Genomic DNA, 21,654 nt, shown 5'->3' with positions numbered 1-21,654 from the left:
GGAGATGAAATAAAATGAACTTACCAAAACGTGTTGAAATCATAGAGTCTGGACCGAGGGACGGAATTCAAAATGAAAAGATCTTTATTCCAACTGACTCGAAATTGCAATTGATACATGCACTAAGTGAGACGGGGATTAAAAGAATGGAGGCTACTTCATTCGTTTCACCCAAACATGTACCACAAATGGCAGATGGAGCCGAAGTTTTTAGAAATATCAACAAACGTGAAGATGTGCAATACATGACATTGATTCCGAATAAGCGGGGATTTGATTTGGCTAAAGATGTAGGGGCAACCAGCTTAGCCTTGTTTGTTGCGGCAAGTGAGACGTTCAATAAAAAAAATGTAAGGATGTCCATTGAAGAGTCCTTATTCCAGTTATCCTCTGTCGTAGAGGAAGCTAAGAATGAAAATATGTTCATACGGTTCCATATCTCAACAGCTTTTTATTGCCCATATGAAGGTCCGGTTCAGGAAGGGACAACCCTTGGCCTTGTTCATGCATTAGAAAAATTAAATGTGGACGAAATTGTGCTTTGCGATACAATTGGCAGAGCTAATCCTAAGCAAGTATATCATTTGTTCGGTAAAACCTTGGACCTCTCACCCACAGCGAAAATAGCAGCCCATTTCCATGATACTTATGGTTTATCAAAAGCCAACTCATTAGCAGCATTGCAAGCGGGTATTACTTCTTTTGATACTTCCATAGGAGGATTGGGTGGTTGTCCTTTTGCGCCCGGAGCGGCAGGAAACGATGCAACTGAAGACTTTGTATTCATGCTTCATGAAATGGGAATAGAGACTGGTATTGATTTTGATAAACTTATGCATTGTGTAACTCTGATAAAAAAAATGACGAATCGTACATTGACTGGCCACCTCCACAAAATAGAAAATTCATACTCCCCAGAGAATAACACCAATATTGTAAAACAGAACTCTTAACCGTTTTTTCATACAAATAAATATCACTCCCTCCATATAAAGTGCAACTGGCGATTTCTCTTCATGACAAATAATGTAACCGTTTTCCCGGAGAGTTTAAAAGGTTAATAGAATTTTTCTTCAAACCCTTTCGTTTAAAAGATATAAAGGCTACAAATAAATCATTTACAAGGGGATATGTGAATGGCTATTTTAGGGTTTCTGATGATTGGTACATTTCTTTATTTAGTAATGTCAAAACGAGTTTCTGTTTTAATCGCATTTGCACTTGTGCCGATTATTTTTGCACTTATCGGCGGTTTTGGTTTGGAAATAGGGAAAATGATGTTGGATGGAATTGCAAAAGTTACACCGACAGGTATCATGATTGGTTTCTCCATTTTGTATTTTGGTTTGATGATCGATAGGGGCTTATTTGACCCAATGATATCCCGGCTCATTCGTTTTGCAAAAGGAGACCCTCTAAAAATAGTTATGGCCACGGCTATCATAACTTTAGTTGTTGCTTTGGATGGGGACGGATCAGCAACTTTCATGATAACAGTCACGGCTTTGTTGCCAATATATAAGAGGTTGGGCATGAGCTCACTTACTTTAGCTGGAGTAGTGGCGTTGGGTGCGGGTGTCATGAATATTATTCCATGGGGAGGGCCGCTAGCTAGAGCAATGGTTTCCCTTGGGGCGGAATCCACTGAATTGTTTAATCCCATTATTCCAGCCATGTTAGCTGGGGCTGTTTGGGTAGTATTTGTATCGTATATATTTGGTAAGAAAGAACGTAAAAGAATAGGCATTATTAATATTTCGAACAAAGGCGATTCAATGGAATCGGGAGAAATCGCGGCAACACTAGAAATGTCATCGAGTCTGCCGAAACTCTATTGGTTCAACTTAATCTTAACTATTTCTTTGATTGTTGCTTTAATAATGGAAATAATTCCAGTTCCCGTCTTATTCATTATTGCGTTCGCCATTGCTTTGTTAGTGAACTTTCCCGACGTGAAAAAACAGCAAGAACAAATTGCTTCACATGCGCAAAGCATGGTTATGGTATGTACTACCATATTTGCGGCTGGTATTTTCACAGGAATTCTTTCAGGAACTAAGATGATTGACGCCATGGCTGTTTCTATGGTTTCAGCCATACCGGATTGGCTGGGAGGACATCTGCCAATCCTGGTAGCCGTGGTCAGTATGCCTTTAAGTTTAATATTTTCCCCTGATGCCTTTTATTATGGGCTGCTTCCAGTCCTAAGTGAGGCCGGGGCAGCCTTTGGAGTTGACCCAATAGAAATTGGCAGGGCTGCTTTATTAGGGAACGGGACAACGGGTTTTCCCTTGAGTCCATTGAATCCGTCTGTTTTTGTCCTCATTGGATTATGTAAGGTCGATTTGGGAGATCTTCAGAAAAAGATTTTTTTCTGGGCTTTTGGGAGTACTATCGTGATGACAATCGTGGCATTGCTTACAGGGGCAATACCTCTTTAAATAAGACAGGTTGAAGTATTTTATTAGGGAGTGGTTCAATGTTACCTCTTGAGGGAATTACAGTTGTGTCATTAGAACAGGCGGTGGCAGCTCCCTTTGCCTCTCGCCAATTGGCAGACTTGGGAGCGCGTGTGATAAAGGTAGAGAGGCCTGGAGCTGGGGACTTTGCACGAAACTATGATTCTACCGTTCACGGAATGTCGAGCCACTTTGTCTGGCTCAATCGGTCGAAAGAGTCCTTGACGCTTGATCTAAAACAAGATGGAGCAAAGATGGTTTTGGATAAACTGCTTTCGGAGGCGGACGTATTCATTCAAAACCTTGCACCCGGTGCTGTTGATCGTCTTGGTTTCAGTTCTTCTATCCTCAAAGAAAAATATCCTCAACTTGTGATTTGCGGAATTTCTGGGTATGGTACGTTTGGTCCTTATATGGATAAAAAGGCATACGATTTACTCATTCAATGTGAGGTGGGAGTCGTTTCCATTACTGGAACAGAAGATACTCCATCGAAAGCAGGCATTTCGATTGCGGATATTGCAGCAGGTATGTATGCGTACTCTGGTATATTAACTGCACTTATTTCCCGTTTTAGGACAGGTAAGGGTAAGGTGATGGAGGTTTCAATGCTTGAGGCGTTGGGAGAATGGATGGGATATCCACTATACTATTCTGGGTATGGTGGGACGGATCCGAAGCGAACTGGGGCAAATCACGCAACGATTTATCCTTATGGCCCGTTCCTAGCAGGGGATGGGAAATTAGTATTCTTGGGCATTCAAAATGAGCGGGAGTGGGAAAGCTTTTGTACACAAGTGTTAGAAAAATCTGAATTAATTACAGATAGAAGGTTTCATAGTAATGCATTCCGCGTTTCAAATAGCGGTATTCTCAAGGAAATGATTGACGCTGTTTTTCAAAAAATGAACTCGAGTGAGATAATTGAAAAACTTGAAAAAGCAAAAATTGCGAATGCCCATTTAAATACGGTAGAGGAATTCATCAAACATCCACAATTGAAGGTCCGGGGACGTTGGCGAGAAGTCGATTCTCCTGCTGGAAAATTAAATGCACTCATCCCCCCTGTTACTTTCGATGATTTGGAGCCGGTCATGAATCCTATACCGGATGTTGGCGAGCATACAGAGTCTATCCTAAAGGAGTTTGGATTTGAAAACGAAATCATCGGAAAAATATAAGGCATACCCTAATGATGGAAAAATGAAAAGGGGTGAAGTTATGATTACTCGGACATGGATGTTCATTCCTGGGTCTGATGAAAAGAAATTAAAGAAAGTGCAGCAATTATGTGCCGATGTATTCATTTATGATTTAGAAGACGCTGTTTCTCCAGAAGGAAAAAAAGATGCAAGAGATTTAGTAAGGAAATATATCAAGGCGAATCAGGAAAAGGAAAATTACATCAGAATAAATGGATTTCACACACCATATTTTTACGATGACTTACTTGATCTAATCGATCTCGGTTTGACAGGAATTGTATTACCGAAAGTTGAGACAAAAGAAGAAATTAGGTCTTTGGATCATTTATTAGTTGAAAGGGAATCAAAAAGGAATCTAAATAAGGGCCAAATAAAAATTGTACCTTTAATAGAGTCTGCTTTAGGATTATATAATTCTTTCGAAATCGCTTCTGCTAGTCAGAGAGTTCAGCAGCTTGCTTTCGGTTCCATGGACTATGCATTCGATATAAATGCAACCATAACGAAGAATGCCCATGAATTGCTCTATGCAAGATCCCAGTTGGTTGTTACTTCCAGGGCTGCGGGAGTTGGACCCCCTATAGACACGGTTTTTGTTGATATAAAAGATCATAAAGGCTTTCTAGCCGAAACCCAGCTTGTTAAGGAGCTTGGATTTCAAGGGAAATTAATCATTCATCCCGATCAAGTCGATCTTGTAAACCAGGTCTTTACCCCAAGTCCTGAAGAAATCGAGGAAGCAGAAAGAATTGTAAGAGCGTTCGAACAGGCATTAGTCAAAGGGGAAGGCGTTTTGCAGCTTAATGGGAAAATGGTTGACCTTCCTATTGTAGAACGTGCTAAGCGTACCCTTCAATCAGTTAATTTATATCAATCGTGACGTCAAGTTTCGCTCAAGTTCCCACTGGTGCTTGAAGGGAGGAAGTTATTATTATGAAGAAAATTAGAATTGGTTCGGGTGCTGGATACGCAGGCGATCGAATTGAGCCAGCGATGGAATTAATTTCTAAAGGAAATTTGGATTATATCATCTTTGAATGCTTAGCAGAAAGAACAATTGCCCTTGCTCAGCAGGAGAAAATGAATAATCCTGATAAGGGGTACAACCATTTACTGAAGTATCGTATGGATAAGGTCTTATCACTGTGTGTCGAGAATAATGTCAAATTAATTACCAATATGGGAGCAGCAAACCCTCTCGCAGCCGCTAAGATCGTTAAGCAATTAGCAGAGGAAAAAGGCATCGGACATTTAAAAATAGCAGCTGTAAGTGGAGATGATGTATATCCGAACATTGGGAAGTACATGGATTGCACAATAATAGAAACCGGAGTCCCCTTGAAAGAGGTGAAGTCTTCCATCATTTCTGCAAATGCCTATATCGGAATTTCAGGAATTGTTTCCGCTTTGCGAGAAGGTGCAGATATTGTAATTACGGGCCGGGTATCTGATCCTTCATTAGTAGTTGCACCACTTAAACATGAATTTGGTTGGCAGGATACAGACTATGAGCTTCTTGGTAAGGGGACAGCCGCTGGTCATTTACTCGAGTGTGGAGCCCAAGTGACCGGTGGTTATTTCGCAGATCCGGGGTATAAGGATGTTCCTGACTTATGGAATGTCGGTTATCCGATCGCCGAAGTACAGGAAAATGGGAACTTTCTTTTAACCAAGCTTGAGGTTTCGGGAGGCATGGTTACGGCTGCTACCGTAAAGGAACAGGTTGTATATGAAATTCATGACCCAACCCGATATCTTACTCCGGATGTTATCGCTGATTTTTCTCAAATAGAAGTGATAGAAAAGGAAACAAACCAAGTGCATATTAAGGGAGTGTCTGGAAAAGAGAAGAGCGGTTACTATAAAACGAGCATCGGCTATTTGGACGGATACATAGTTGAAGCAGAAATCAGTTACGGAGGTTCGGGTTGTTTGGGAAGGTCAAGACTGGCGGAAGAAGTAGTGAGACACCGGTTAATTCAGGCAAATATTGAGATTCAAGAAATTAGATTCGATCATATTGGTTCTAATTCGCTATATGGATCTTCTATATCGGAACCGTTGTATAACAAAGAAAAACTATCGGAGGTACGATTAAGGGTTGCAGCCAGGACAGCTGATAAAGTAGGCGCTAACTTAATCGGCCAAGAGGTGGAAGCTTTATATACTAATGGGCCTGCTGGAGGCGGTGGTGTTCGGGTTAATGTCCAAGAGGTTGTATCCATTGCTTCAATTCTTATTCCTAGCGAAGATATTACAATCGACGTAACGTACGAGGAGGTAGACAAGATTGAAACTCAAGCAAGTCGCTCACTCTAGAACAGGGGATAAAGGAAATATTTCAAATATTTCCGTCATCGTCTATCGTATGGAGGATTTTGAGAAAGTAAAAAAACAGGTAACTGCAGCAAAGGTTAAGGATTACTTTCACGAAATAGTGAAGGGTGATGTAGTTAGGTATGAACTGCCGAAAATTGGCGCATTGAACTTTGTCATGCAAAACGCTCTAGGCGGAGGAGTCACAAAATCACTTGCTTTGGATAGACATGGAAAAAGCATGAGCTCAGCCCTAATGGATATGGAAATCGATATGGAAGCTGATGTACATGACCCAAATTATTAATTTTCTTATGAAGGCGAGCCAAATATTCAAGGGCTCGTTTTTTGTATCCCGATATTTTGAGGAGATATTCTTTTGGTATCCACCCTAACATATAAGCTGACACTTTGTTATACATCATTGGATCAAACAATCCGATCGCTACGATAGGATTATATGATATAGCAAGTGAGGAAGTATTCAAATGCTGCTTGGTTAGTATAAGTTGATGAGCAGAGGGGGGCAGGGCCCCTTTCTCTTTCCGTAAAGAATGATGATCATTTAATAAAAATTTGCTGACCTTTGTTCATTTTTTGTTCATAAGTATTTCCTTAAAGGAATAAAAATAATAAGTGTGTTTCTTTTACTTTAAATTATGGGGGAGAGCAAATGAACGAGTTTTTGGAGAAAACAGCAAGATTCGAGCATCGGTTTTGGCTGCAAATCTTAGGAGACCATGCCAGGTTCATCCACGAGTCTTTAGCTCCGGTCGAAGTGGAATACATTGAAATTGCCTCAGAATTCATTCAAATTTTTGATACTCTCCTTGGTAAAGCCAATTCGGAAGAAATTTCGCAACTTACTGCCACAGCAGAACAAGAAACATTAAGATTTCGGGAGTTTAAGCTATGTCTTTTAAAAGAGCATCTGGTAGGTAAAATTAAAATACATCTTTCACCTTCATTCATTAATCATATGGTGAACGAATTAGAAGAATATTTAAGATTATTGAAATATTTCAATGCAAATCAAATGCCGCCGATTTTTCATGAACTTCATCATCATTTGCTTTGGCTGCTAGATGCAGCAGGGCATGCAGGTACAATATCATCCAATTTGGATGATGTTGAAAAAAGATTAAAAGAGAAAAGTGAGCAATATAAAAAACATTTTAATGATTTTTATTTAAAAGCTGTTGAAATGGCTGGATTTTTACGAACTAATCTTTCAACATTCCCAGCGTTGGAAAAAATGAATGCGGACGTTACATTGGAAATTAAATTCTTCCAGCACTTCCTGCTTGAATTGGAGGAGCTTGACCTCAGTGCGCAGGCTCTTGGAACTTTTTCGCCATTAATGGCCGATCATATGTGGCGTGAAGAATGTTATTATTTAACGAAACTCGCTGAATCGACAGACATGGAAAAGCCAAACTGCGATCCAGCGAAACCCAGGCTAGTCGAATAAAAAAGTACCTCATGGAGCCCTTTCTTTAAACGGGCTCTTTATATGTGCTTTCCTTAATGGGTGTGATTTATAAAGGAAGTTAATTCCTATCCTTATGTTATACTAGAAGAACTAAAATTAATTATAGAAGTATAGGAGTGCTGAAAGATGTTTGGAAATGCTTCCAATTTGACAGATGGCATTTATTTTGGAGAATCGTTACCTCAACAAATCGCTAAACACATTTTAAAAAAAATCATTGAAGGTGAAATAGAAGCTGGAGAGAAAATCGTCGAAGAAGACATTTCCAAAGAATTGAACACTAGCCGTGCACCCGTACGCGAAGCCCTTTATTTATTGCAGGTTGACGGTATTGTTGAGAGGATGCCGCGGCGGGGAACGATCGTCAAGCCATTTTCACAAAAGGAAATCATTGAATATAATGATGTTACGATCGGGTTGATCCAGATGGGCATTGATTTTTCCCAAGGGAAGTGGCATGCAGAAAATAAGCAATCATTACAAAGGCATTTGGAAAGTGCAACCGATGAGTGTGAAAATAGGAATGTAATCGAGTATCAAAAAAGGGCAACACAGATATTTCGCTATATTTTTTCAATCGCTAATAATAAAGCATTATCAAGATTTTTTGAAGAAGCCAGTCATATCCTTATGGTTTTTGCCCAAAGTCAATGGAATACGGAAACGATGGAAAACTTCCATTTCAGATTAAAAATGTCCATTGAGGCCATTCTAGAAGATGATTTCGTTAAAGCAAAAAATGAAATTCATGAAGCCTTGAGTCGTGGAGTGATGTAGAGTCTTTGACTCTAAAACCAAATTGTCGACAATCGACAAAATAAATGTTATGATGTAATCGTATTCAAACAAGAATATCTTCAGCAAGATTAAAGGGAGAAAGGGAGAATATTATGCAAGCATTCGATTTTACAGAAAAAGTAGCAATTGTTACCGGCGGCGGCGGGGGGATCGGCCGGGCAGCATCTATTACACTTTCAGAAAATGGAGCCAAAGTGGTTGTTGTAGACCTTTCCGAAGAGGCTGGCATGCTAACGGTAAATAAAATCAAAGAAAACGGCGGCGAAGCGAAATTCGTAAAAGCCGATGTTACAAAGGAAGCCGATATTAAAAATTATGTCCAAAAAACGATAGATTCCTATGGGAAAATCGATATTTTCTTGAATAATGCCGGGTGGGAAGGCAAAATAATGCCCCTTATCGATTATCCTACTGAGGTTTTCGATCAATTAATGACAATAAATGTACGCGGCGTTTTCTTGGGCTTGAAACATGTATTGCCACATATGATTGAACAAAAAAGCGGGGCAGTCGTGAATACAGCTTCTGGAGCGGGTTTACTGGCAACGCCAAACATGATGGCGTATGGCGCAAGTAAACATGCGGTTCTTGGAATGACGAAAACAGCTGGTGTCGAAGTTGCTCCACATGGTGTCCGGGTGAATGCGGTCTGCCCAGGTGTCGTCAATACAGCTATGATGCGGTCGATTGAAAGCGGATTTGGTCAAGGTGATTCCGCGGCAGCAGAAACGGCTAGAAAACAGTTGGAAGCAACGACTCCGGATGGACGGTATGCTGAGCCTCAGGAAGTTGCAAATCTAATGATGTACTTAGTATCCGATCTTTCCAGCCACATTACGGGTCAAGAACTTGTAATCGACGGAGGGGCCATTTTAATCTGATTAGCAAAAAACATTATTAAAGGGGGACACATACATGAGTTTAAAAGGAAAAGTCATAATAATTACAGGAGCGGGCAGCGGAATTGGTAAGGAAACGGCATATAAATTAGCTGATCAGGGAGCTATTGTCGTAGCGGCTGATTATAATGATGTTGCCGCTAAGGAAACGGCTGAATCTATTCAACAAAAGGGAGGCACGGCATCTTTTGTGAAAGTGGACGTAGCTAAAGCGGAAGAAGTGGAAGCGATGGTCGAAGCAGCAATTGCCAATCATGGCACCATCAATGGCATATTCAACAACGCTGGAATTGGGCTAGTAAAACCATTTTTGGAAATGGATCCAGAATCATACCACAGAGTCGTTGATGTTGACCAACACGGCGTATATTATGGCATGTATTATGCAGCAAGGAAGATGGTCGATCTTGGTGTAACAGGGGCAACGATCGTTAATACAGCTTCTATATATGGGACGATGGTTTCAATTGGCAGCTTTAATTACCATGCCGCAAAAGCTGCAGTCATCGCCATGACTAAATCCGGTGCCATTGAACTTGCGCAATATGGGATTCGTGTTGTCGGCGTTGCACCAGGTTTCATCGAAACGCCGATCATTGGTGAAGATCAAGAGTTCCTGGACAGTTTGGCACAACTTCATATGAGGAAAAAATTGATTCAGCCAGAAAAAGTTGCTGAAGTTGTAACGTTCTTGTTCTCTGAAAAAGCGGACGCCATTAATGGACAAGTCATCCCTGTTGATGATGGATTCTTAAGCTTTAAAGGATAATAATAATCAAAGGATTTTCGAGATAACTTAAAAAAGGGAGTTTTGACAAATGAGCGAACGATTCGATGACAAAGTTGTAATCATTACTGGGGCAGGATCAGGGTTAGGACAAGCAGCCGCATTGGAATTGGCTAAAGAAGGGGCTAAACTTTCATTAGTTGATTTAAACGATGCTTCTTTGGAAGTGACAAAAAAATTAATCTTGGAAATTGCACCAAAATCGGACGTGCTTCTGGTCACTGCAGATGTATCGGATGAAGAAGCAGTAAAGAACTATGTAGACCAAACAGTCAGCAAATATGGCAGAATCGATGCATTTTATAATAATGCGGGTATCGAAGGTAAACAAGCCCCTATGGCTGAATACGATAGCAAAGTTTTCAACAAAGTGACGGACATCAATATCAATGGTGTGTTCTATGGTATGAAATACATTCTGCCAATCATGAAAGAACAAGGATCAGGGGCAGTGGTGAACGTGGCTTCCGTAGGTGGAATTCGTGCTGTGCTTAACCAAAGTGCTTACGTTGCGAGTAAGCATGCTGTTGCAGGCTTAACGAAAACAGCTGCCATTGAATATGGTCAATATGGAATCAGCATAAATGCCATTGCACCAGGAGTTATCTTAACGGCAATGGTAGAAGGTTCATTCAGGCAAATAGGCGGGGAAAATTGGGAAGAAGCAATGGCGGATTTCGTCAGTGTGAATCCTAAGAAACGCTTTGGTAAACCAGAAGAGGTCGGCCGTTTAGTCGCCTTCCTATTATCAGGGGAATCGGAGTTCATCAACGGGGCTGTCATTCCGATTGATGGCGGACAGTCTTCACAATACTAAACGTGTAAAGGGAGTGACAGTATAGGTCACTCCCTTTTTAATCGTATCCTTTTATTTTATGACCAAATGAATTCAAATTTTAAAAATCAGTACATTTATGAAACGATGTGAACCATTAGAATAGTAACGGAACTCATAAAAAACGCCATATTAAGGCGCTTAACAAACATTAAAGAAACCAATCGTTACTTTTCTTTATCATGAAGCTTATCTTCATATTCAGTTTCCAACATACCATACAGACCATTCATTTCTTGTTCATCCGGATCTGCCCCAAACTCGTTTCTATATTTTTTCTTTTTATCATCAAGGATTTCTTCTTTTTCATTCTTTTTGTCCATACATATCACCTCCAACCAATAGGGTTTCTCATTGCTTGATAAAATATGCATGGTAATCTCATTTGCAAAACGTTTTATTGGGTATTCTAAATAGTTATTAGTCTTACTATTTGTTAAGATATAAATATATTAACTTAGAGATATCGGAGAGAGAATGTGAAGAAGAAGAAACGTAAGAAATCAAAGAAAGTTTTTACCATTTTCATCCTGATTTTTGGATTTTTGCTCATTAAGGAGATCATGAAAACCCCCTATTCCGAAAATGTTTCCACATCAGTAAATACGCTTGATTCTTTCGCGAACGTAAAAAAGTATAGCTCACTCCTTCAAGGGGAGTTGGCTAAATACGGACTTGAGGAGCATACTTCGACATTGATTGCTTTGATGCAGCAGGAAAGCCGAGGAAGGGGCGGTGACCCAATGCAGGCATCTGAGTCAGCGGGTCTTGATCCAAATACAATCACAGATCCAACGGAAAGCATTAAGTATGGGGTGAAACATTTTAAGAGGATCAATGAATATGGCAATGAAAAGGGTGTGGATTTTGCCACGATCATTCAAGCATATAACATGGGTATTGGTTATATTGATTTCGTGGCGAATGAAGGGGGCAAGCATAATGAAGAGCTTGCGAAGAAGTTCTCCATGCTTCAGGTCGAAAAGAACCCCAAGCTCTATGATTGCGGCGGGGACAAGGATAATTTTCGGTACCCATATTGCTACGGCGACTACTCATACAGTGCAAAGGTATCTAAGAACATTGAGGAGCTTGGTAACAGTATATCGGCTCAAGCTGATGGTGAGTGAGGGGAACAAAAAGCCTACTGAATGAAGTAGGCTTTTTTTCATGGTAATGCTACCTCTTTTGCGGAGTTCAAAGAATTAAAACGATTGTCATTTATTGTTCAACCATGGAAGGAGGTCAGTATGTTTATAGAGTTTCCCGGATTCCTCAATGATTTGTGAAAGAAGGATATCAATGGAATCAAGTAAAGAGTTTAAGGCTTGTTTAACAGAGCCACTCTCAAATTGCTCTAAGGGCACAGGTAACTCTTCCTCGTCCAAAATAAAATGTGACCCATCCGGAAGCACCATGATATCAATGATCAAATCCTCAAAGGATAACAACTTATCCGCCATATATGTATTTTTTACAATATTGAAATAGGAACCTAAATAATTGCCTTCATTATCTCTCCAAATGTATAAATTATAAGGGCAGTCTTTCCAATAATAAGCTATCGTATAACTTCCAATGGGTATGTTTAATTCTATGGGACCCGCTTTCATCGTGAACGCATCCATGATTTCATGAAAAAGCACGACATGATGATTTTGTGCGTTTAATAGCATGCAGGTATGTTCTACAACTAAAGAGTCATAGCGGATTTTTCTTTCAATTATTTCATTGCCAAGTTGAAGTGGTGTTGTATATATTTTGTCCATCATTTTATTTCTCCCTTAAAAACCATCTAGATCATTATGCCATTTGTTTCTTTTCTACTTTGGTAAATATCAAAACCTAATTTCACAAGTACCGAGAAATTAGGCTTTAACTATACCAAAATCGTTCACTCTTCTGCCTAATCAGAATGTTGTTTATTGGAACTTATCCTTGATACGCCTGCTCTAAAGTTTTAATGTCAATTTTCTTCATTTGGAGCAACGCCTTCATCATTCTTTCCGATTTTTCAGGATTGGAGTCGTTCACCATCTCGGTTAGACTTTCCGGGATGATTTGCCATGACACACCAAATTGATCTTTCAGCCAACCGCACACTTGCGCCTTTTCATCTCCGCCTTCCGAGAGTTTCCCCCAATAATAGTCCAATTCTTTTTGATCCTCGCAATGGATGATAAATGATATTGCCTCTGTGAATTTGAATTGAGGACCGCCATTCAATGCTACGAATTTTTGTCCTTCCAATTCAAATTCCACGGTCATCACAGAACCCATTGTCTTTCCATGAATTTGATTTCCTTCATTTCCATAGCTGGTGATTCTTCCGATCTTAGAATTTTCAAAGATGGATGTGTAGAACTTCGCAGCCTCTTCGGCTTGTGAATCAAACCAAAGGTTAGTGGTGATTTTTTGAATTTTGTTTTTCATGATTTTTCTCCTTTATTGTTTTCATCCTTGCTATTATGGTCAGGAAATGAGAATTGATTCGATAAGATAAGATTAAATACCTGGAAAGTACCCTTTCACTATACACCTTTTATCCTGAACCAAGATAATGCTGTAAAGTTAGGTTGTGTTTTGTGTTTTCCAACCGATCATTTAACTAATCCCCTTAATCCTTTACTTGTTACAATATCCTTCTCATGGTGATGGAAATACAAAAGGATATAGAAACTTTTCAACCGTGAAAAGTCCTATATCCAAATTCCGTTTCTCAGCTTTCGAAGTTAAATTGCCATTTGATTCCGAATTTATCGGTTAACTGACCGTAAATTTTACTCCAGAATGTTTCCTGCAGCTCTAGACCAACCGTGCCGCCTTCACTTAGTTTGTTAAAGATCGATTTAATTTCCTCCACATCATTACCGACATATGCCAGGCTGATATTATTTCCTTCTACAAAAGGCATACCAGGAAAAGTATCTGAAAACATGATATTGCTACCATTAATAGTAAGCCTTGTATGCATGACTAAATCTTTCGCTTCTTCTGGAAGGGGAAATTCCGGATTAGGCGGTGTTTCCCCAAAGGTCATGATATTTGGTTGTTCCGTTCCAAAAACCTCTGCGTAGAACTCTACTGCTTGTCGACAATTCCCATTAAAATTAAGATATGCATCAACTGACATGTATCTCACTCCTATTTTCTTATTTATTTTTCAATGCTCCCAATTTATTACTTAATGCATGATTACCTTACGAAAAATTCCGGTGGTTCAATTCCAAGGGTTCTAAGATAAATATAACCCTGTCCCCTATGGTGGATCTCATTTTCCAAGGCATATTGAAGTCTATCAAAGTGGCTTTGTGAGGGACCGAAAAAAGGATCTTTTTCAACCACTTCAAGCGTTTCCTCGGTCATTTCCTCCCACAATTTCCTCGTCTCATCCCTTACTGTTTCGCATGCAGATACAAGTTCTTCTTTGGTGGAAATTCCGGCAAAGGAATCTGGAAACTCCCAAACACCCAGTGCAATTCCACGCATATATGCAGTTTCAATGTTCATGATTTCTTTAACCATCTCTGCGAAAGGGCGAAGCTTCCCGGCCGGTGTATAATGAAACAATTCCTTTTCAGGGAAAGCTTCAACCACCCGCAACGTCAAGCTCCTGTTGCCTTCCAATATATTTAACAAACCCTCTTTCGATAGAACCACCATTTTCACTCTCCTTTGAGAAATACTCTGTATAGAAGTTCTGTGAAAAATAGAAAAGTCCTGCAAATTTCTGTATATAAAGATTGCATAGCTTTTTTAAATAAACAATGGAGCAATTCCATTAATGTATAATTAACCAAAAGATAAAGTAAAGGGGAAATGTCATATGTTCGGTTCCTTAAATAAAACTAAATTAATAAAAAATGATTTAAAAGGCATCGCGAAATTAATGTATCAGGATGTGTCAGATGACACTTGGGATCAAGAGAACCTAACAAAGAGAAATTTAGATTTTACTATTGAAAGCACTCGTTATATAGATGCTTATACGAAAAGATTAAGCACTACTCAAATGGGTAGGGAACTTTTAAAGAATCATTTTGATAATTTTGTGGTAAGGATAGGTGCGTATATTGGAGAAGTTATAAAAAGGAATATAAATCAAGATTATAAATGGTATGAATATGATTCTGTATACCATTTTTCTTCTGCACTTGATGAAGTGAATAGGGGCATTAAAACAGAGACGGTTCTTTATTCCAAAAAGAGAGATAGAGTTATAATGCCATTGACTGTGGTAGCTCAACATCTGGAAGGGAATCCGGCACATACAGATTTCTTGGAATATGTAGAAGAAACAATTAAGCAAAGTTCGTAAGAGATATCCGCTTCCCATAGACAATTGTGTTGGTTTTCAAAAACCTTCCCAAAAGAGGAAAAATTCAATTTTTGTAAATATTGATTAAATCTTTCATTTATTATACGATTTAATCAGTTATATTTTCCCAACCAGCATGATGCTTATACATAAATGATTCAATTAATAACGGAACCAGCAGAAAGGGAGAGAAGCCAATGATTAATAAAGTCGGTCAAATTATGTTATACGTTAATAACCAAGATGAGTCATTGAAATTTTGGACGGAAAAATTCGGATTTAGCGTAATTTCTGAAGAAGATAACGGCCAAGGGTTAAGATGGATTGAAATAGCACCAACAAAGGATGCACAAACGAGTATCATCCTGCATAATAAGGAATTCATTGCTAAAATGCAGCCTGAATTAAATCTTGCTACACCTTCATTAATGTTTTACTCGGATAATCTTGATGAATTATATAAAGACTTTTCGGAGAAGAATATCAAAGTGGGAGAACTTGTAAATATGCCATCTGGAAGAGTCTTCAATTTTGCTGATAATGAAGATAATTACTTTGCGGTCATGGAAAAGAAGTAAATCATTTAGCTAAAGATAAAAATCATCAAAATGACTAGAAAAAATATTTTTAGTCGTTTTGATGTTTTTTGATCAAACTACACTCTTTATGAAACATTTAGTCTTCAGGCCTTGGCCCAGCAGGAAGTCCAGAGTTCTCAACCGTTTTGATCGGCCGAATTGTTATGTCTCCATTCACGTAAATTTGACAAGATAAACGCAAATGATCTTCCATTCCTTTTTCCTCAAAGACCTTTTTTTCTTTATGTGTAACCTCCAAAAAATCACCTGCCAATATTTCCACTCTGCAAGTTGTACACTTAGCTTTCCCACCGCATCGGTGGAGAATATTTATCCCGTTATCTTCCAATGCCAATACTAATTTTTTTCCCATTTCAACTTCAAACGTTCCTTGGTCTAATACAGTTACATAAGGCATCTAATACCACCTCTTATTATAGGATATCTATCAACAGGTCATTAATATATCTATTCTCTTACCTTGTCCATATGACATAAAAAAATGTGAAGTCACTGCTGATTTATAGTAAAGATGAATAATTAATTATCGTGAAGACAAACTTTAAGTACATTCATAATTATTAATGTAAAAAGGGATAAATAGAGCTAGGGAAAATAAGCATGGTCTTTTAGTGGGAATTAAGATCCATTCAAAAAAAGAGTCGAATAATTAAAGGGAGGTGCATGCCTGTGAATAATGGACATTGTGATTTTTCACCAATGAAACAAACGTTAAAAGAGGAGATACGCCAAGTAATATCGGCATTACAGGATAACTTAGAAGCAATGGGTGATGAAAATTATTGTCTTCTTGGAAATTTCGAGAAAATAAAGGATAAATTCATATACATTGATATGAAAGCAGCAACATTTTATCTAAACTGTTATTTGTCACCATTTACGGACAAATATCCCGAATTATCAACTTGCGTTCAAAATTTATCGAATTTGAGACATGGCGGGTTGATTGTGATTCAACGGGGAGATCCCCTTGATTCATTGATTCAACCCGGTATTTCTATTGGAGCGGAGTTAACCCATTCTTTATTGGAATCGATTTTTTTTCCTGGAAATCCACTGCATGATGGTGCCGTTTTGGTTAGTCAAAATCAGATTGTTTCCGCAGCAAATGTCCTTCCGCTTTCAGACATGTCAACCGGGGGAAAGAAACTGGGAACACGGCACCGCTCTGCTTTGGGTTTATCTGAACGGAGTGATGCCCTTGTATTGGTAGTATCAGAGGAAACAGGAAGAGTTTCATTTGCAATGAATGGGAAACTGTACCCAATTAATACACACGGGCCTATATAGAATTATTAAGACCATAAGTCACAGGGTAATTATCATGTTCCAGTTAATTCACCTCTGGAATATTCAATCGCGTAATAAGTAAATGCTGGATCCTTTTTAGGCTTTTGTAATTTTGCTTATTTTATCAGAATTACAGGTACAGAAAATTTCATGAATTAATCAACCCGGTGATTTTTACCGGGTTTTTGGTTGCTTTTTATATAAAAAAAGGCATATGATAAATAAGGAGTCTCAAGCAGATAAGTTATAAAACGAAAGAGGATTTTACATGATAACCATTAAAAGTGAACGAGAAATAAATTTGATGCATGAAGCAGGCAAACTTCTTGCTGCGACGCATAGAGAAATTGCAAAAATGATAAAACCGGGTATCACGACTTGGGAAATCGAGGAATTTGTCGATCAATATTTGGCAGAGCATGGTGCTACACCTGAACAAAAGGGTTATAACGGTTATAAATATGCAACATGTGCTTCAGTGAATGATGTGATTTGTCACGGGTTTCCGCAAAAGAAAGCCTTAAAAGAGGGAGACATCGTCACGATCGATATGGTGGTGAACCTTAACGGCGGTTTGGCGGATTCAGCTTGGACATATGCAGTCGGAGAAGTTTCCGAAGAAGCTCAGCGCTTAATGGATGTAACCAAGAATGCTCTATATAGAGGCATTGAAGTTGCACGGGCAGGAAATCGTCTCGGGGACATTGGGCATGCAATCCAGTCTTATGCAGAAGGTGAAAAGTTTTCTGTTGTCCGCGATTTTACAGGACACGGAATCGGCAAAACCATGCACGAGGACCCTACCGTCCTACATTATGGTAAGCCAGGTAAAGGTGCCCGTTTAAAAGAGGGCATGGTCATCACGATTGAGCCTATGCTGAATGCAGGAACATGGCATATGAAAATGGACCAAGACGGCTGGACGGCGAGAACGGCAGATGGAAAGCTTTCCGCCCAATATGAACATACCCTCGTCATTACAAAAGAAGATCCGATCATTTTAACGGAACAGTAAGCAAAAAAGAAACGGCCTATGATAAGGCCGTTTCTTTTTTTGTTTTAAAACTATTTCACAATAAACCTCGACAGAATATTCGGAATTCTCCTATCCCACAATAGATCGAATCCAAAAAATTAGTACTAGGCAGTTTGGCATTAAAAACTTTACTATTATGTGGCAGCACAGGATAATAAGGGGAAGGAAGAAATATTTAATTATATACAGTATTAAGGGGGGAATGACTGTGAAGAAAGGGGAGAAACTGTCTGCGACGGTAGAAACCGTGGGGTTGAGCCAGCGCGAATTTTTAACGATTTTCTTACTTCACTCTTTGAGGATAAAAGCGAATTATCCAAGGGCGATTCATCAGGACCTGAAAAATACGTTCACTGGAAAAGTGCATAGCTATGACTATTTATGTAAAATATCGAATTCGCTAGTCGAATCCAATCATTTATCATTATATACGAATAAGGGAAGAAATTATTATCAAATAACGGAAAAAGGCAAAGAGCTTTACATATGGTATCAAGAAAATTTCCTGGAACGGTTTTCCGAAGTGAAAAAGGTCATTGATCGCTTCATGTTCGATTTAAGGGGATCTGGTGAAAACCCACCGGTTGTAAATGAGCTTCCAGAAGAATACAGGTCTTATTTCTCGAAAATAATATCGGTGAAGGACCTTGTCCGTTATGTAACTTTAAAAGCCGCTTTCACTAAGAAACCCATTTATATGGGGGAAATTGGCGATCTGCTTAAAAATCAGTTCGGCTGGATCGCTTCAAATGGCTATTTATACGATTTATCTCATGAAATGGAAGAGAACGGCCTACTTGTCGGCAGGTGGGAAAGTGAAAAACGAACTAAACGGTATTTACGAATAACCGATGAAGGACAGCATCATTACAAACAGATTGCGGATTCTGCGGCCTTTCAAGTCCAGGAAATTCAAAAATACATGGCCAGTGTAGTCATGTTCTTAAAAGAAAAGAGTTAAATGATTAGACCAAAATGGAGCCCCTTAATTTGCAAGGAGAATGAAGTTACATGCTTAAATTGAATCGTTCAAGGGTAAATGTTACTTAATACACTTCTTAAAAAGGGGGAATGAGTGATGGCGGAAAAACAAGATGAAATGGGAAGCATATTCAGTTTCATTAAAGGCCAGGTAGATAAGCTCCCAATTTCACAATCGAAAAAGACCAAAATGCTCGACCAGCTCTTAAAGCTTAAAACGATGACTGTTGATGCAAGGGAACCGCGAATTGCTCTTGTCGGTAGAAGAGGGTCTGGAAAATCCTCACTGATCAATGCGATGTTTGGTCAGGAACGGCAATATGTCAGTTCCGTTAAATCTGGAACGGGTAAGGGTAAATGGTTATGGTACCCGAGTGATGCCGAACCCAAAATTCGTTTGCTGGACTCACGCGGGCTGGGTGAGAGTGAAGCTCCTACGGAAGAGTTCGAGGAAGATACACCATTGGATGAATTGATAAAAGCGGTGACTGAAGAACAGCCTGATGTGTTTCTTTTCTTGATTAAAGCAAAAGAAGCAGATTCACGTATTGAAGAAGACTTACAAGAATTGAATAAGCTGCGCAAGATCGTTAAAGAGAATCACCATTATGATGTACCTGTCATCTGTGTGGTCACACAAGTGGATGAATTAGATCCGCCACATTATAAACAAGTACCTTTTGATGCCAATCCTAAGAAAAAACAGAATATTGATGAAGCCATCGCTTTGATGTCAAAACGATTTAAAGAGAGTGAAATACCACTTTTGAACATTATTCCTACTTGTTCGTATATTGACTTTAATGAAAGCGGAAATATTGAATATGATATGCGTTGGAACATAGATTTGCTTTCTGATTACTTAATTGAGGCCTTACCCAGTGAAGCGAAGCTGAAGACCGCCAAAGCAATGCAGAGCCAATTCGTTAAGAAGAAATTCGCGCGGACGATAGTGGGAACGTTTACGGCAATCGCAGGTTTAATCGGTGCAGAGCCAATACCTTTTGCCGATTTTCCCATTTTGACCGGCATTCAAGGTTTGATGATTGTGGTGATCGGTTTTATCGCGGATAAGGAAATCAATACGAAAACGGCAAGTGAATTCATTGCAGCGTTAGGAATCAATGTTGGCATCGGACTCCTTGTCAGGGAAGGTGTCAGGGCTGCAGTCCGTTTCATTCCAGGAGCTGGTCTAGTCGTTTCCGGTGCGGTAGCGGGTGCCGTCACTTATGGAATCGGGCAAGCCGCGATAGCTTACTTTCTCGAAAACAAGAATATTGATCAGGCGAAGGAGGCATACAAGAACGCGAACAAAGAATATAAAAATGAAGACATTGACTCTTAATCTGAGATTCGAACCATAAACTACACTAAGGTGATATGATAAAGTGGAGTTAGCCGTTCTGTTTCTTCAGCTGGATGGTTCAAGATTTTTGTTTACTAGAGGAGGGATGATCTTCATGTCGTTTTTTCAATCACAGAAGCAAAAAGAATATATACAAAAATTAGAGGCGGCGATTCAGTCCTTTACCGACCGATCTGAGGCACTTGATGATTCAAAGGGATTTCCTTATGAAAACATTCAGGAGTTAAAGGAATTCGGATACCCCCAATTAACTTTAGCTAAAGAGCATGGCGGTTATGGCGGTTCCTTATATGATTTTCTCCTATGCCAAGAAAAAATAGCTCAATATTGCGGCCCAACAGCCTTAGGAATAGGCTGGCATGTCGGAACGGTACTTTCCTTATCGGAGAAGAGACCTTGGGAAAAAGGAGTCATGAAAGAATTGTATGATGAAGTGTCGAAAGGTGCACTAATCAATACGGCAGCATCTGAGGCTGGAACGGGGAGTCCGACGCGCGGAGGCCGACCGGAAACCATCGCGATCAAAAAGGGTAATCAATGGAATTTGAATGGCAGAAAGACTTTTACTACACTCTCTCCTGTCCTTGATATTTTTCTCGTAACGGCTTGGGTTCCCGAGGATGAGCGACTTGGCACATTTTTAGTTCATCGTGATGTAAAGGGTGTAAGTATAGAAGAAACTTGGGATATGATTTCCATGCAGGGGACAGGAAGTCATGATCTGGTGTTAAATGATGTCAGCCTGCCTGAAAAGTATTATGTCATGAAAAGCAATCCTGGTGAAAAAAGAAAACCTGAAGCGTGGCTATTACATATACCGGCTTGCTACTTGGGAATCGCAGTGGCTGCCAGAAATTACGCAGTCGAATTTGCGAAAACCTATTCTCCGAATAGCCTGCCAGGACCAATCAGGGACCTTCCGAATGTGCAACGTACAATCGGGGAGATGGAACTGGAATTGGGTGAAGCACACCATTTCCTCTACTCTGTCGCAGAAAAATGGGTGCGGCAGCCTGAAGATCATGATGAATTATCGAAGCAATTGGGGGCAGTTAAGTTATCGGTCGTCAACAAATCGATCTCCATCGTCGATAAAGCGATGAGAGTCGTCGGAGCCAAAAGTTTACAAAGAAACAATCCCCTGCAACGCTACTATAGGGATGTACGCGCAGGACTCCATAATCCTCCGATGGATGATGCGACAATCACCATGCTCGCAAAATCAGCTCTTTATTAATTCTTATTCAGATATTTTTTGATGGCACTGAAATGA

At 39.5% G+C, this 21,654-nt stretch carries 25 protein-coding genes; 19 read left to right on the top strand and 6 right to left on the bottom strand.

The window, feature by feature from the left end:
- Positions 1-14 precede the first annotated feature (14 nt).
- The 11 genes from AC3WLU_RS00770 to AC3WLU_RS00720 all read left to right on the top strand — a co-directional run bounded on the left by AC3WLU_RS00770 (position 15) and on the right by AC3WLU_RS00720 (position 10,773).
- Entirely contained in the window at positions 15-953 is a 939-nt protein-coding gene (locus AC3WLU_RS00770) for a hydroxymethylglutaryl-CoA lyase (protein WP_187049395.1), read from the top strand.
- Positions 954-1,136: 183 nt separating this feature from the next.
- Positions 1,137-2,441, top strand: a complete 1,305-nt coding sequence (locus tag AC3WLU_RS00765) for a CitMHS family transporter (protein ID WP_278088940.1) — start codon at positions 1,137-1,139, stop codon at positions 2,439-2,441.
- Positions 2,442-2,479: 38 nt separating this feature from the next.
- Positions 2,480-3,640, top strand: a complete 1,161-nt coding sequence (locus AC3WLU_RS00760; protein ID WP_187049397.1) for a CaiB/BaiF CoA transferase family protein — start codon at positions 2,480-2,482, stop codon at positions 3,638-3,640.
- Positions 3,612-4,544: an HpcH/HpaI aldolase/citrate lyase family protein gene (locus tag AC3WLU_RS00755; RefSeq protein ID WP_492596591.1), complete on the top strand. Its 933-nt coding sequence runs from the start codon at positions 3,612-3,614 to the stop codon at positions 4,542-4,544. The genes AC3WLU_RS00760 and AC3WLU_RS00755 overlap by 29 nt, the downstream gene beginning before the upstream one ends.
- Before the next feature lie 53 nt (positions 4,545-4,597).
- Positions 4,598-5,983 carry an acyclic terpene utilization AtuA family protein gene (locus tag AC3WLU_RS00750; protein WP_492596590.1) on the top strand — a complete coding sequence of 462 codons (1,386 nt, stop codon included), beginning with the start codon at positions 4,598-4,600 and terminating at the stop codon, positions 5,981-5,983.
- On the top strand, positions 5,955-6,287 hold the full coding sequence (locus AC3WLU_RS00745) for an AtuA-related protein (protein WP_053535000.1): 333 nt from the start codon (positions 5,955-5,957) through the stop codon (positions 6,285-6,287). Before AC3WLU_RS00750 ends, AC3WLU_RS00745 begins: the two co-directional genes overlap by 29 nt.
- Before the next feature lie 366 nt (positions 6,288-6,653).
- Positions 6,654-7,451 (top strand): DUF2935 domain-containing protein, encoded by a 798-nt coding sequence (locus tag AC3WLU_RS00740; protein ID WP_413005377.1) that lies wholly within the window; start codon positions 6,654-6,656, stop codon positions 7,449-7,451.
- Between the two features lie 147 nt (positions 7,452-7,598).
- Positions 7,599-8,249: a GntR family transcriptional regulator gene (locus AC3WLU_RS00735; RefSeq protein ID WP_098865803.1), complete on the top strand. Its 651-nt coding sequence runs from the start codon at positions 7,599-7,601 to the stop codon at positions 8,247-8,249.
- 113 nt (positions 8,250-8,362) lie between these two features.
- The gene (locus AC3WLU_RS00730; protein ID WP_063576254.1) at positions 8,363-9,151 is read left to right on the top strand and encodes a glucose 1-dehydrogenase; all 789 of its coding nucleotides are present in this window, start codon (positions 8,363-8,365) and stop codon (positions 9,149-9,151) included.
- Between the two features lie 34 nt (positions 9,152-9,185).
- Positions 9,186-9,938, top strand: a complete 753-nt coding sequence (locus AC3WLU_RS00725) for an SDR family NAD(P)-dependent oxidoreductase (RefSeq protein WP_413005370.1) — start codon at positions 9,186-9,188, stop codon at positions 9,936-9,938.
- A 49-nt stretch (positions 9,939-9,987) separates the two neighbouring features.
- A complete protein-coding gene (locus AC3WLU_RS00720; protein ID WP_063576252.1) occupies positions 9,988-10,773 on the top strand; it encodes a glucose 1-dehydrogenase in 786 nt (261 codons plus the stop codon).
- A 185-nt stretch (positions 10,774-10,958) separates the two neighbouring features.
- On the opposite strand, the gene AC3WLU_RS00715 is transcribed toward AC3WLU_RS00720, so the two are convergent.
- Positions 10,959-11,114 carry a DUF4021 domain-containing protein gene (locus AC3WLU_RS00715; RefSeq protein WP_082609346.1) on the bottom strand — a complete coding sequence of 52 codons (156 nt, stop codon included), beginning with the start codon at positions 11,112-11,114 and terminating at the stop codon, positions 10,959-10,961.
- A gap of 156 nt (positions 11,115-11,270) precedes the next feature.
- Between AC3WLU_RS00715 and AC3WLU_RS00710 the strand changes: the two genes are divergently transcribed.
- The gene (locus AC3WLU_RS00710; protein WP_034311999.1) at positions 11,271-11,921 is read left to right on the top strand and encodes a lysozyme family protein; all 651 of its coding nucleotides are present in this window, start codon (positions 11,271-11,273) and stop codon (positions 11,919-11,921) included.
- A gap of 87 nt (positions 11,922-12,008) precedes the next feature.
- Here the strand turns inward: AC3WLU_RS00710 and AC3WLU_RS00705 are convergent, their stop codons facing one another.
- The 4 genes from AC3WLU_RS00705 to AC3WLU_RS00690 form a co-directional block, all read right to left on the bottom strand.
- Positions 12,009-12,560 (bottom strand): DUF402 domain-containing protein, encoded by a 552-nt coding sequence (locus tag AC3WLU_RS00705; protein ID WP_413005379.1) that lies wholly within the window; start codon positions 12,558-12,560, stop codon positions 12,009-12,011.
- Between the two features lie 163 nt (positions 12,561-12,723).
- Positions 12,724-13,224: a VOC family protein gene (locus AC3WLU_RS00700; RefSeq protein ID WP_098865806.1), complete on the bottom strand. Its 501-nt coding sequence runs from the start codon at positions 13,222-13,224 to the stop codon at positions 12,724-12,726.
- A gap of 286 nt (positions 13,225-13,510) precedes the next feature.
- The gene (locus AC3WLU_RS00695) at positions 13,511-13,924 is read right to left on the bottom strand and encodes a VOC family protein (protein WP_057277670.1); all 414 of its coding nucleotides are present in this window, start codon (positions 13,922-13,924) and stop codon (positions 13,511-13,513) included.
- Positions 13,925-13,986: 62 nt separating this feature from the next.
- The gene (locus tag AC3WLU_RS00690; RefSeq protein ID WP_063576249.1) at positions 13,987-14,454 is read right to left on the bottom strand and encodes a DinB family protein; all 468 of its coding nucleotides are present in this window, start codon (positions 14,452-14,454) and stop codon (positions 13,987-13,989) included.
- Between the two features lie 163 nt (positions 14,455-14,617).
- On the opposite strand from AC3WLU_RS00690, the gene AC3WLU_RS00685 reads away from it, so the two are divergent.
- Both AC3WLU_RS00685 and AC3WLU_RS00680 read left to right on the top strand, forming a co-directional pair.
- Positions 14,618-15,109 carry a hypothetical protein gene (locus tag AC3WLU_RS00685; protein ID WP_063576248.1) on the top strand — a complete coding sequence of 164 codons (492 nt, stop codon included), beginning with the start codon at positions 14,618-14,620 and terminating at the stop codon, positions 15,107-15,109.
- A gap of 197 nt (positions 15,110-15,306) precedes the next feature.
- Positions 15,307-15,687 (top strand): VOC family protein, encoded by a 381-nt coding sequence (locus AC3WLU_RS00680; RefSeq protein WP_053535009.1) that lies wholly within the window; start codon positions 15,307-15,309, stop codon positions 15,685-15,687.
- A gap of 97 nt (positions 15,688-15,784) precedes the next feature.
- Here AC3WLU_RS00680 and AC3WLU_RS00675 read toward each other — a convergent pair whose 3' ends face one another.
- Complete coding sequence (locus AC3WLU_RS00675; RefSeq protein ID WP_095678412.1) at positions 15,785-16,105, bottom strand: 2Fe-2S iron-sulfur cluster-binding protein; 321 nt, start codon at positions 16,103-16,105, stop codon at positions 15,785-15,787.
- Between the two features lie 272 nt (positions 16,106-16,377).
- Between AC3WLU_RS00675 and cdaS the strand changes: the two genes are divergently transcribed.
- From cdaS to AC3WLU_RS00650, 5 genes are all read left to right on the top strand, one after another.
- On the top strand, positions 16,378-16,998 hold the full coding sequence (gene cdaS / locus AC3WLU_RS00670) for a sporulation-specific diadenylate cyclase CdaS (RefSeq protein ID WP_218013318.1): 621 nt from the start codon (positions 16,378-16,380) through the stop codon (positions 16,996-16,998).
- Between the two features lie 268 nt (positions 16,999-17,266).
- On the top strand, positions 17,267-18,013 hold the full coding sequence (map, locus tag AC3WLU_RS00665) for a type I methionyl aminopeptidase (RefSeq protein WP_063576246.1): 747 nt from the start codon (positions 17,267-17,269) through the stop codon (positions 18,011-18,013).
- 229 nt (positions 18,014-18,242) lie between these two features.
- Complete coding sequence (locus AC3WLU_RS00660; protein ID WP_492596589.1) at positions 18,243-18,995, top strand: PadR family transcriptional regulator; 753 nt, start codon at positions 18,243-18,245, stop codon at positions 18,993-18,995.
- 117 nt (positions 18,996-19,112) lie between these two features.
- Positions 19,113-20,360: a GTPase family protein gene (locus tag AC3WLU_RS00655; protein ID WP_413002404.1), complete on the top strand. Its 1,248-nt coding sequence runs from the start codon at positions 19,113-19,115 to the stop codon at positions 20,358-20,360.
- A 115-nt stretch (positions 20,361-20,475) separates the two neighbouring features.
- Positions 20,476-21,618: an acyl-CoA dehydrogenase family protein gene (locus AC3WLU_RS00650; protein ID WP_413002402.1), complete on the top strand. Its 1,143-nt coding sequence runs from the start codon at positions 20,476-20,478 to the stop codon at positions 21,616-21,618.
- Positions 21,619-21,654 lie beyond the last annotated feature (36 nt).

Source organism: Peribacillus sp. FW305-BF15 (assembly GCF_058783805.1).
This window is presented reverse-complemented; position numbering and strand designations above follow the sequence as displayed.